Origin of the sequence: Pseudomonas sp. IT-P258, from assembly GCF_949767825.1 — a bacterium.
GTDB lineage: Bacteria > Pseudomonadota > Gammaproteobacteria > Pseudomonadales > Pseudomonadaceae > Aquipseudomonas > Aquipseudomonas monachiensis.
Genome location: NZ_CATKPU010000021.1, coordinates 690,385 through 701,511, shown reverse-complemented (window position 1 = coordinate 701,511; position 11,127 = coordinate 690,385). Strand labels below are relative to the sequence as shown.

The following is an 11,127-nucleotide window of genomic DNA, read 5'->3' as shown; positions in this document are numbered from 1 at the left end:
TGGCCTGGACAACGAGCTGTTCTACCTGGACAAGACCATGATGGTGTTCGGCGACGCGAAGAAGGTCATCGAAGACATGGTCAAGGCCGTCGAGTAACCCTCTGCGGCACACGGAACGCCCCGACTCGTCGGGGCGTTTTTGTTTGTGCAAATCGTCGGACAAACTATTCTTTTGTTACCGATCCGGTAACGGTGTTTTGCTTGAAAGGCCCTGAATAGACGCCTCGATTGCGACCTTGGTAGCGGGACAGAAGCCGGCGCAATTCACTAGACTGCACGTCCTGCTACCTGTTGCCCGAGATAACAATCCATGTACCGTGACCGTATCCGCCTGCCTTCGTTGTTGGACAAAGTGATGAGCGCTGCCGACGCTGCCGCTCTGATTGAGGACGGCATGACCGTCGGCATGAGTGGCTTTACTCGCGCAGGCGAAGCCAAGGCCGTCCCTCAGGCGCTGGCTGAGCGCGCCAAGGTCACGCCGCTGAAAATCAGCCTGATGACCGGCGCAAGCCTGGGCAACGACCTCGACAAACAGTTGACCGAAGCCGGTGTGTTGTCGCGACGCATGCCGTTTCAGGTCGACAGCACCCTGCGCAAGGCGATCAATGCCGGTGAAGTCATGTTCATCGACCAGCACTTGTCGGAAACCGTGGAGCAATTGCGCAACCAGCAATTGAAGCTGCCGGACATCGCCGTGATTGAAGCCGTAGCGATCACCGAACAAGGGCATATCGTGCCAACCACCTCGGTCGGCAACTCGGCCAGTTTCGCGATTTTCGCCAAGCACGTGATCGTCGAGATCAACATGGCGCACAACCCGAATCTCGAAGGTCTGCACGACATCTATATTCCGACCTACCGTCCGACCCGCACGCCGATTCCGCTGGTCAAGGTCGACGATCGCATTGGCAGCACCGCCATCCCGATTCCACCGGAAAAAATCGTCGCCATCGTGGTCACCAACCAGGCTGACTCGCCCTCCACTGTGCTGGCGCCAGACGCCGAGACCCAGGCCATTGCCGACCACCTGATCGACTTCTTCAAACAGGAAGTGGCAGCCGGGCGCATGACCAACAAGCTCGGCCCGCTACAAGCCGGAATCGGCACCATCGCCAACTCGGTGATGTGTGGCCTGATCGACTCGCCGTTCGAAGACCTGACGATGTATTCCGAGGTGCTGCAGGATTCGACCTTCGACCTGATCGATGCGGGCAAGCTGAGTTTTGCTTCGGGCAGTTCAATCACCCTGTCGAGCCGGCGCAATGCTGACGTCTTCGGCAATCTGGAGCGCTACAAGGACAAGCTGGTCCTGCGCCCGCAGGAGATTTCCAACCACCCTGAAGTCGTGCGCCGCCTCGGCATCATCGGCATCAACACGGCGCTGGAGTTCGACATCTATGGCAACGTCAACTCCACTCACGTCTGCGGAACGCGGATGATGAACGGCATCGGCGGCTCGGGCGACTTCGCGCGCAACGCGCACCTGTCCGTGTTCGTGACCAAGTCGATCGCCAAGGGCGGTGCGATCTCCAGCGTGGTGCCGATGGTCAGCCATGTCGACCACACCGAACATGACGTCGACATCCTCGTGACCGAAGTGGGCCTGGCAGACTTGCGCGGCCTGGCGCCCCGGGAACGCGCCCGGATCATCATCGACCAGTGCGTGCACCCGGATTACCGCCAGGCGCTCAATGATTACTTCACCACCGCGTGCGCCATCGGTGGGCACACCCCACACATCCTGCGTGATGCCCTGAGCTGGCACATCAACCTGGAAGAAACCGGGCAAATGCTGAAGAAGTAATTGGTACAGATGGCAGCTGGCGCAAACACAGTTTCGTCAGCTTGCTCTTGCCTCTTCGAAATATGAAAAAAACTGTACTGCTGTACTGGTCATTTCCTAAGGAAAACTCCTACCTTTTCGGACAAAAACAACAATTTCGCACCTTAATAGTGCGGATAGGTACAGTTGCCTCAATTTAGACCAGTACACCCCCTATAAACAGTTAACTGAGCTCTCACAATACAGATGAACTGTATCTACAGAGACTAGGCAAACGAGAGGATCATGGGCACCAGTTAAACCACTACCTAATCCCGCCATAAGCGGAAGGATGTCAACCATGGAACGTACACTCAGTTCCGAACTGTTCTTCGAAGACACTGCTGCAAAAACCCAGGCTTCCCTGCCTCTGCGCGTTATCGCCAACCTGATGCTGTGGCAGCGCCGCATCACCAGCCGCCATCAACTGGCTCGCCTGGATTCGCGTCTGCTGGCTGATGCCGGGATTAGCGAAGCACAACGCTACGAAGAGCTGAGCAAGCCGTTCTGGCGCTAAGTTAGCGTCGCTGGCTCTGACCTGAAGGTCCACCGCCAGCAACCCGAATTGAAAAAACAAAGCCCGTCGTGGGAAACCACGACGGGCTTTGTCGTTTCGGAGAAGAAAGAAAAAAGCAGTACAGTTTTAACAAACAAAAATTATACCTGAACAGTTGCCTCGCCAGATTTGATACAGTCTGGAAACTTCGCCAGATCAACACGATGAGACTGTCGCGGCGTCACGCACAGACAGCTACTATCAATCAGAACCTGGCGGGCAACGAGCGTCTGACACAGCAGACACTGCGCCATCTTCCAATCGGCTTACCCTAGGAGTTACACCATGTCCCGACTTCGCCTGCTCAGCGCTGCAGCCCTGCTTGCCGTAGCTGCCAATTCCCACGCCACCAGTTTTATCGTGACCACCGACGCAGTCGTTGGGGCACTCAAATCCAGTTCCGATGCGACGTCCGACATCACGTCTTCATTCAAGGATGACAAGATCGTGCTCGCCGCGCGTGACGATGCCGCCAGCTTCGTTGCCAGCGAAGGTTCCATCCGTGGGGTGAAACTGGAAAGCGCACTCAACCATATTCGTCATCAGGCACCCCAGTTGAACGCAACCGACGCACAACTGGCGCAGGCGATCCTGACGATCTGATCGACTGCTCTGTTCGGGGACACGCTCGACGTGCCCCGATATTTCCGTGCTGGCTCTGGAATGGGCCTTGCGCTAGCCTTGGGACTCACTTTTAACTGTCGAGTCTCATGCGTTTTCTTGCAAATCTGTTGATCACTCCAGTCATGATTACGGCTGCCTGTTCAGGTTCAGCCCACGCTTACGACGCCTTTAACCTGTCAACCCAGGGGATCGTGGCCAGTGGATATGCCACAAGCATGGTGACCTCCGCCCCCTTCGACCATAAACTGCTGCTCGCAGCCCAGGATGACGCCGCGGCATTCATTGCCAGTGACGGCCAGCTAAGAGGCGCACGACTGGAGTCGGCCCTGCGGTATCTGCGCCGAACCCAGGTAAAACTTCATGCCAGCGACCTTGAACTGGCACAAGCAATTCTCGTCCAATAGTTATCCCTGTTTTTTCTGGAGTCATTCCATGCGTAACCCGCTGATTGCTGCCACCTTAGGCCTGCTGCTGTTGGCCGATGTGGCCCAGGCACATACCCTGGTTGCCACCAGTAATATCCTGATCCGTGCTACCCAGCGCACCCTCGATTTCACCTCCGACACCACCACGTCCATTCGCGATTCGAAAATCGTGCGCGAGGCCCAGGACGACGCCGCCAGTTTCGTTGCCAGCAATGGCGACATACGTGGCGCTCATCTGGAATCCGCCTTCGATTTGCTGCGCACCCGCGTGCCGGAAGCCCGTGACGCCAGTGACCAGGATCTCGCTGAAGCCATCCTCGCACTGTGAAGCGTCCAGGCGCCTGGCTGCTGGCCGGGGCCCTGTTGCTGCTCGGCAACACGGCCCACGCCGGCCTTCAATTACAGCTCAAGACCGAAGGTCTGACACCCGCGCAACAGCACGCCAGCCAGGCGTTGCTCGATGAAGCCATGCAGGCACTGCCGCCACGCTTCGTCGAGCAACTCGATCGACGCATCGATGTCGGCTGGACCGATGACATGCCAAGAAATGCCTACGGTCAGGCGACACTGGTGTCCGAACTCGACCTGAACCGCAACCTGCTGGCCGGCCTCACCGATGGCAGCGCCGCGACCAAAAAAACCCATCGCCCCCATGGCACCGTACGCCGGGAAATGCTCGCCACGGTGTTGCACGAGCTGACTCACATCTACGATCGCTCACGCCTGTGGCCAAAATCGGAGCGTGCACTGATTCAACGCTGTACCCGCCAAGACAGCAGCTCAGGGCTGGTCGGCATCCCCGACCAATGCCGCGGCCAGACCGGCCGCCGCTTTACCCTCAGCGATGATCCACGCCTGCTCGACCTCGCCGGCTGGCCGCAATACGTCGGCCGTCGTGGCGAACGCGAACAGTACAACCGGCAGATCGCGCGCAGCCCGGACATCTACGAGACGAGCAGCCCCAAGGAGTTCGTCGCGGTCAATATCGAGTACTTCCTGCTCGATCCGAGCTATGCCTGCCGTCGTCCCGCGTTGTACCGCTACTACAAAGAACATTTCGGCTGGGCACCCGCTGCCAAAGACGCTTGCGGCAAAACCGTCGCCTTCCTCAATGCCGGCAGTGATTTCGCCAAAACACCACTGGGACAGGTCGATCCTGAACGGGTTTACGCCATCGATTACCTGTTGGCCGAAGCCAACCAGAACCTGTTCAGCTACTGGGGTCACAGCATGTTACGCCTGGTCATCTGCGCACCGGGCCGGCCTCGCGGACCGGATTGCCGACTGGACCTGGACCAGCATCTGGTGCTGTCATACCGCGCATTTGTCGGTGATGTGCAGATGTCGAGCTGGAATGGGCTGGTCGGCAAGTACCCGTCGCGATTGTTTGTCCTGCCGCTTTCCCAGGTAATCGACGAATACACCAAGACCGAGTTGCGTAGCCTGGCCTCGGTACCACTGAACCTGTCGCGCCGCGAGATCGAAGATGTGGTGGAGCACGCCGCCGAAATGCACTGGAGCTACGACGGCAACTACTTCTTCCTGTCCAATAACTGTGCGGTAGAAGGACTGAAACTGCTGCGTAGCAGCACTAACAACCCGCAACTGGTTGGTCTGGACAACATCATGCCCAACGGCATGCTCGAAGTGCTCAAGGGGCGCGGTCTGGCCGATACCAGCGTGCTGGATGATCCTCGCGAAGCACTGCGCCTGGGTTATCGCTTCGACTCCTTCCGTGATCGCTACCAAGCGATGTTCGAAGTGTTGAAAAAGCAGATGCCGATCAAACAGGAAACTGTCGAAGAGTGGCTGGATCTTAAAGCCGCAGAGCGGCGGCAATGGTTCGAACAAGCCGATTTGCGTACCAGCGCAGCATTGCTGCTGCTGGAACAGGCGAGTTTCCGTCGACAGATGTTGCTGGCCCAGGACGAAGTGAAGCAGCGCTATCTGGGCGCTCGGGAGCTTAAAAACGGCGGCATGGACAAGGCCAACGAGACACTGAAGCAGATTCTCGCCAACAGCGGCTTCCTCAGCCGCCCGGCAGAGTTGCTGGGGACCACTGGTTACGGGTTGCCACAACCGAGCGAATGGCAGCATCTGGAAGCGGAAAGCAGCCAGCGCCAGAAACAACTCCTGGCGCTGTCCGGGGATCTGGACAAGGAGGTGAGGGCGTTGCTTGAACCGGGCCGCGCCGCCGAGATGGCCGCCAACGAGGCCAACGTGACGCAGATCGGTGAGCACTTGCGCAAACTGCACAAGGCATCAGGCGGGATAGAGTTGCCTTGATACCGCACCTTGTGGGAGCGAGCTTGCTCCCACAAGGTTTACAGCGTTCAGGAGCTTTACCTTCAGCTGACGCGGGCTTTACGCACGCCTTCGGCCAACGCCGAGCACAGGCTCAGAACGCCATCGACGGCTTGTTCCGGGGAAGTGGCATTGGCGATGTGATCGATCAACGCCGAACCCACCACAACACCGTCAGCCAGCCGCGCAATGGACGCCGCCTGTTCTGGAGTCCGGATACCGAAGCCGATGCTGATCGGCAGATCGGTATGGCGACGCAGACGGGCGACCGCTTCCTCGACGTGCTCCAGCGTGGCGGCACCGGCACCGGTCACACCGGCCACCGAGACGTAGTAGACGAAGCCGGAGCTGCCGTTGAGAACGGTCGGCAGGCGCACATCATCGGTGGTTGGCGTGGTCAGGCGAATGAAGTCCAGGCCCGCTGCCTGCGCCGGGTCGCACAACTCTCCGTTATGCTCTGGCGGCAGGTCGACCACGATCAGGCCGTCAACGCCGGCCTCCTTGGCTTCGGCGATGAAGCGCGGTACGCCGTACATGTGAATAGGGTTGAAGTACCCCATCAGCACCAGCGGCGTTTCGTTGTTGTCCTGGCGGAACTCGCGAACCATTTGCAGGGTTTTTGCCAGATTCTGCTTGGCACCCAATGCACGGATGTTGGCGAGCTGGATTGCCGGGCCATCAGCCATCGGGTCGGTGAAGGGCATGCCCAGTTCGATCACGTCGGCACCAGCCGCCGGCAAGCCCTTGAGGATGGCCAGGGAGGTGTCATAGCCCGGATCGCCGGCAGTGACGAAGGTCACCAGGGCGGCGCGGTTCTGTTCCTTGAGTTCGGCAAAACGCGTTTGCAGGCGGCTCATCAGTGTTTCTCCTGCTTCGATTGTTCCATGTGGTGCATCACGGTTTGCATGTCTTTGTCGCCACGGCCGGACAGGTTGACCACCATCAGGTGATCTTTTGGCAAGGTCGGTGCGCGCTTGAATACTTCAGCCAGGGCATGGGCGCTTTCCAGGGCAGGGATGATCCCTTCCAGGCGGCAGCACTGGTGGAATGCAGCGAGGGCTTCGTCGTCGGTCACCGAGGTGTACTGAACGCGGCCGATATCATGCAACCAGGCGTGTTCCGGACCAATGCCCGGGTAGTCCAGGCCAGCGGAGATCGAGTGGGCGTCGATGATCTGGCCATCGTCGTCCTGCAGCAAGAAGGTGCGATTGCCGTGCAACACACCGGGTACGCCGCCGTTCAGGCTGGCCGCATGCTTGCCGGTCTCGATACCGTAACCGGCGGCTTCGACGCCGATGATCTCGACACTCTGGTCGTCGAGGAACGGGTGGAACAGGCCCATGGCGTTGGAACCACCGCCGATGCACGCCACCAGGCTGTCTGGCAGGCGACCTTCCTGGGCTTGCAGCTGCTCGCGGGTTTCCTTGCCGATCACGGCCTGGAAGTCGCGAACCATCGCCGGGTAAGGGTGCGGACCGGCCACGGTACCGATCAGGTAGAAGGTGCTGTCGACGTTGGTCACCCAGTCACGCAGGGCTTCGTTCATCGCGTCTTTCAGCGTGCCGGTACCGGCTACCACCGGGATAACCTCGGCACCCAGCAGCTTCATGCGGAACACGTTGGCCTGCTGACGCTCGATGTCAGTGGTGCCCATGTAGATCACGCAATCCAGACCGAAACGCGCAGCGACGGTGGCAGTGGCCACACCGTGCATGCCGGCGCCGGTCTCGGCGATGATGCGCTTCTTGCCCATGCGCCGCGCCAGCAGGATCTGGCCAATGCAGTTGTTGATCTTGTGCGCGCCGGTGTGGTTCAGCTCTTCACGCTTGAGGTAGATCTTCGCGCCGCCGCAGAACTCGGTCAGACGCTCGGCGAAGTACAGTGGGCTTGGACGTCCGACGTAGTCGCGCTGGAAGTAGGCCAGCTCTTCCTTGAATGCAGGATCTTCCTTGGCCAACTCATATTCGCGGGCCAGGTCGAGGATCAACGGCATCAGGGTTTCGGCAACGTAGCGGCCGCCGAACGCGCCAAACAGGCCGTTGGCATCAGGGCCGTTGCGCAGATTAGTCTGGGTCATGGGGCGCTCCAGTTGAATGCGTGAAGTGATGCATAAAGAGATAGTGGGCTTCACTCTACCCCTGACGCCCCGACCTGAAAACCGATAAGATCGCCACAACCTGTCAGGAAAACTCACAGATCAAATGAGCCATGACCTTCCTCCGCTGAACGCGCTTCGCGCCTTCGAAGCCACTGCCCGCCTGAACAGCGTCAGTCAGGCGGCGGAACAGCTGCACGTCACCCACGGTGCGGTCAGCCGGCAACTCAAGGTGCTTGAAGAACACCTCGGCGTAAGCCTGTTCATCAAGGACGGTCGCGGCCTGAAACTCACAGATGCCGGGTTGCGACTGCGTGATGCCAGCAGCGAAGCCTTCGAGCGCCTGCGCAGCGTTTGCGCCGAACTCACACAAAGCACAGTCGATGCGCCATTCGTGCTCGGTTGCTCGGGAAGCCTGCTGGCGCGCTGGTTTATCCCGCGACTGGGGCGGCTCAATGCCGACCTGCCGGACTTGCGCCTGCACTTGTCGGCCGGCGAAGGCGATCTGGATCCGCGAAGACCGGGGCTGGATGCCTTGCTGGTATTTGCCGAGCCGCCCTGGCCGGCGGACATGCAGGTTTTTGAGCTGGCCAGCGAACGCATCGGCCCGGTCATGAGCCCGCGGTTTGTCGGCTATGAACGGCTCAAGCAGGCGCCGGAAACCGCGCTGCTGAACGAACCCTTGCTGCACACTACCTCACGCCCGCAAGCCTGGCCGAACTGGGCGCAACCACGGGGGCTCGACCCCAGGGCGCTGAAGTACGGTCAGGGATTTGAACATCTGTATTACTTGCTGGAAGCCGCCGTCGCGGGTCTGGGCGTGGCGATTGCTCCCGAACCCTTGGTGACGGAGGACTTGAAGGCCGGGCGCCTGGTTGCGCCTTGGGGCTTCAGTGAAACCCCGGCGCAACTGGCGTTGTGGCTACCCAAGCGCGCCGCGGACGGGCGCGCCCGACAACTGGCGCAGTGGCTCAAGAACGAACTGCGTCGAGCGGATTAATCACGCTTGCACAACAGATAAGCGGCCAGCAGGCCCAATGCGCCCACGGCGACACCGGCAGTTGTCCAGGGGTGGTCCTGGGCGTAGTCCCGGGTGGCAATCCCGGTTTCGCGGGTTTTGACCTTGACCTCTTCATAAGCATCGGCAAGCAGATGGCGCGAGTGTTTCAAGGCATTCTCGGCGTTGCTTTTCAGGGTCTTGAGGGTTTTACGCGACTCGTCCGAGGTGTCGTCCTTCAGGCTTTCCAAAGACTTGAGCAGACTCTCGATCTCGGCTTCCATGCTTTGCAATGAGGCTTTGCGTAACGAGGTGTTGGCCATGGTGGCTCTCCTGCATTGGTGATGAGTGGCGTGTGTTGGTTGGGACTTCACGGGTTCGAGAAAGTGCAGAAAATCTGAACCTCACCCTCAGAACGGCCAACAGAAGAAATAGGAAAAATCACTGCTAGTCTGTAATTCACACGCCGAGGAGAACGCCATGTCTGACCATCACACCTACAAGAAAGTCGAGCTGATCGGCTCGTCCACCAGCAGTATCGAAGATGCGATCAATAACGCGCTGGCCGAGGCCAGCAAAAGCATCAAGTACATGGAATGGTTTGAAGTGACCGAGACCCGTGGGCACATCAGGGACGGTAAGGCTGCGCACTTTCAGGTGACCTTGAAAGTCGGATTCCGGATTGCCAGCAGCTGACTTTGGGCTAGTCTTCTGAACTTGCACGCCGGTCGAATGCCATAGGGAATGGCAAAGCACTCCATGAGTGCGTCCGGCTGACGGCTGGTTACCCCTATGATCCGACCAGGGAATGCAACCGATGAAGAAGTTTATGTTGGCAGTAGGTTTGTTGAGCCTTGCGGGGAGCGCATTGGCGGGCGGCAAGCCATGCGAAGAGCTGAAAGCCGAAATCGCAGCGAAACTTGATGCCAAGGGCGTATCCGGTTATTCGCTGGAGATTGTCGACAAAGGTGCCGCTGCCGGCGGGAAAGTTGTTGGCAAATGCGAAGAGGGCGCCAAAGTGATCGTCTATAAAAAGTAGGCCGATTCTCGCCCGAATAAAAAAGCCGACGCCAAGGCGCCGGCTTTTTTATGCCTGCCGTTTGAGTATCAACCCCGCATGACCTGCGCCAGCAGCTCGTAGGAATGCACGCGATCGGCATGTTCGTACAGGTCACAGGTGAAAATCAGCTCGTCGACCTGGGTCTGTTCGATCAGGACCTCAAGTTTGGCGCGGATTTTCTGCGGGCTGCCGATCATGGCCAGCCCAAGGAAATCGTGCACGGCATCTTTTTCATGGGGCAGCCACAGGCCGTCCATGGACTTCACCGGAGGACGCTGTACCAGGCTTTGGCCACGCATCAGGGCGAGAATTCGCTGGAACACCGAGGTCGCCAGGTAATCGGCCTGCTCGTCGGTATCGGCTGCCACCAATGGCACGCCGAGCATCACGTAGGGCTTGTCCAAAACGGCTGACGGCTTGAAATGATTGCGATAGACCCGAATCGCCTCATGCATGTAGCGCGGAGCGAAATGCGAGGCGAAGGCGTAGGGCAGACCGCGCTCGCCGGCCAATTGCGCACTGAACAGGCTCGATCCCAACAACCAGACCGGCACATTGGTCCCGGTTCCCGGCATCGCGATGATGCGTTGGTCCGGGGTACGCGGCCCGAGGTAGCGCACCAGTTCCGCCACATCTTCCGGGAAGTCGTCGGCGCTGCCGGAGCGTTCGCGGCGCAGTGCACGCGCGGTCATCTGATCGGAACCGGGAGCGCGCCCCAGGCCCAGATCGATCCGGCCCGGATAAAGGCTTTCCAGGGTGCCGAACTGCTCGGCAATCACCAACGGTGCGTGGTTGGGCAACATCACCCCGCCCGAACCGACTCGAATGGTTGACGTGCCACCGGCCAGATAACCGAGCAGCACCGAAGTCGCGGAACTGGCGATGCCATCCATGTTGTGATGCTCAGCCACCCAGAAGCGGTTGTAGCCGAATTTCTCGACGTGCTGCGCCAGGTCCAGCGAATTGCGCAGCGACTGGGCCGCGCTGCCGTTCTCGCGCACCGGCACCAGATCGAGGGTCGAGAACTTGATATCGGACAGTCGTTTCATAAACCTGCTTCTCCAATTGAGGGCGCAGGTTTGTTCTTGCGAACGCAAACCTGCCGAATCCAAAAGCCTGATTCATGCAATGAGGGCATATACCCGAGTTTCAATAGCCCGGTAAAAAATCCCGCAAAAAAAGCAGACTGATCGGACGAGATGAACTTTGCCCCACCGTCTATCCTCACAACCCAGGCAAACGGA

Annotated in this window: 14 protein-coding genes; 10 read left to right on the top strand and 4 right to left on the bottom strand. The window is 59.2% G+C overall.

The genetic code is table 11. From position 1 onward, the window contains the following. The 7 genes from ACM6G4_RS10570 to ACM6G4_RS10540 form a co-directional block, all read left to right on the top strand. Positions 1-97, top strand: a 97-nt coding sequence (locus ACM6G4_RS10570) for an NAD(P)(+) transhydrogenase (Re/Si-specific) subunit beta (protein ID WP_148057908.1), incomplete at its 5' end; no start/stop codon positions are given. A 213-nt stretch (positions 98-310) separates the two neighbouring features. Next, positions 311-1,804, top strand: coding sequence for an acetyl-CoA hydrolase/transferase family protein (locus ACM6G4_RS10565; protein ID WP_223542707.1), 1,494 nt, complete (start codon positions 311-313; stop codon positions 1,802-1,804). A gap of 319 nt (positions 1,805-2,123) precedes the next feature. Further along, entirely contained in the window at positions 2,124-2,339 is a 216-nt protein-coding gene (locus ACM6G4_RS10560) for a DUF1127 domain-containing protein (protein ID WP_008018491.1), read from the top strand. A 324-nt stretch (positions 2,340-2,663) separates the two neighbouring features. Further along, the gene (locus ACM6G4_RS10555; RefSeq protein WP_056726686.1) at positions 2,664-2,981 is read left to right on the top strand and encodes a DUF2388 domain-containing protein; all 318 of its coding nucleotides are present in this window, start codon (positions 2,664-2,666) and stop codon (positions 2,979-2,981) included. A 107-nt stretch (positions 2,982-3,088) separates the two neighbouring features. Further along, on the top strand, positions 3,089-3,406 hold the full coding sequence (locus tag ACM6G4_RS10550; RefSeq protein ID WP_056726687.1) for a DUF2388 domain-containing protein: 318 nt from the start codon (positions 3,089-3,091) through the stop codon (positions 3,404-3,406). Between the two features lie 28 nt (positions 3,407-3,434). Beyond that, positions 3,435-3,755 (top strand): DUF2388 domain-containing protein, encoded by a 321-nt coding sequence (locus ACM6G4_RS10545; RefSeq protein WP_057712574.1) that lies wholly within the window; start codon positions 3,435-3,437, stop codon positions 3,753-3,755. After that, positions 3,752-5,713, top strand: a complete 1,962-nt coding sequence (locus ACM6G4_RS10540; protein WP_414913627.1) for a DUF4105 domain-containing protein — start codon at positions 3,752-3,754, stop codon at positions 5,711-5,713. The genes ACM6G4_RS10545 and ACM6G4_RS10540 overlap by 4 nt, the downstream gene beginning before the upstream one ends. A 62-nt stretch (positions 5,714-5,775) precedes the next feature. Here the strand turns inward: ACM6G4_RS10540 and trpA are convergent, their stop codons facing one another. Both trpA and trpB read right to left on the bottom strand, forming a co-directional pair. After that, positions 5,776-6,588: a tryptophan synthase subunit alpha gene (gene trpA / locus ACM6G4_RS10535; protein WP_015092933.1), complete on the bottom strand. Its 813-nt coding sequence runs from the start codon at positions 6,586-6,588 to the stop codon at positions 5,776-5,778. Then, positions 6,588-7,808 carry a tryptophan synthase subunit beta gene (gene trpB / locus ACM6G4_RS10530; RefSeq protein ID WP_056726690.1) on the bottom strand — a complete coding sequence of 407 codons (1,221 nt, stop codon included), beginning with the start codon at positions 7,806-7,808 and terminating at the stop codon, positions 6,588-6,590. The genes trpA and trpB overlap by 1 nt, the downstream gene beginning before the upstream one ends. Before the next feature lie 124 nt (positions 7,809-7,932). Between trpB and ACM6G4_RS10525 the strand changes: the two genes are divergently transcribed. Next, positions 7,933-8,826 carry a LysR family transcriptional regulator gene (locus tag ACM6G4_RS10525; RefSeq protein ID WP_414913626.1) on the top strand — a complete coding sequence of 298 codons (894 nt, stop codon included), beginning with the start codon at positions 7,933-7,935 and terminating at the stop codon, positions 8,824-8,826. On the opposite strand, the gene ACM6G4_RS10520 is transcribed toward ACM6G4_RS10525, so the two are convergent. Continuing rightward, positions 8,823-9,146, bottom strand: a complete 324-nt coding sequence (locus ACM6G4_RS10520) for a DUF883 family protein (protein WP_056726692.1) — start codon at positions 9,144-9,146, stop codon at positions 8,823-8,825. The two genes, ACM6G4_RS10525 and ACM6G4_RS10520, sit on opposite strands and share 4 nt — an antisense overlap. A 157-nt stretch (positions 9,147-9,303) precedes the next feature. Here ACM6G4_RS10520 and ACM6G4_RS10515 point away from each other — a divergent pair, with 157 nt between their 5' ends. Together ACM6G4_RS10515 and ACM6G4_RS10510 are read left to right on the top strand one after the other, a co-directional pair. Next, positions 9,304-9,519: a dodecin gene (locus tag ACM6G4_RS10515; RefSeq protein ID WP_008045871.1), complete on the top strand. Its 216-nt coding sequence runs from the start codon at positions 9,304-9,306 to the stop codon at positions 9,517-9,519. A 121-nt stretch (positions 9,520-9,640) separates the two neighbouring features. Next, entirely contained in the window at positions 9,641-9,862 is a 222-nt protein-coding gene (locus ACM6G4_RS10510) for a DUF1161 domain-containing protein (RefSeq protein WP_056726693.1), read from the top strand. 68 nt (positions 9,863-9,930) lie between these two features. Here ACM6G4_RS10510 and ACM6G4_RS10505 read toward each other — a convergent pair whose 3' ends face one another. Beyond that, entirely contained in the window at positions 9,931-10,932 is a 1,002-nt protein-coding gene (locus ACM6G4_RS10505; protein ID WP_414913625.1) for an LLM class flavin-dependent oxidoreductase, read from the bottom strand. Between the last annotated feature and the right edge of the window lie 195 nt (positions 10,933-11,127).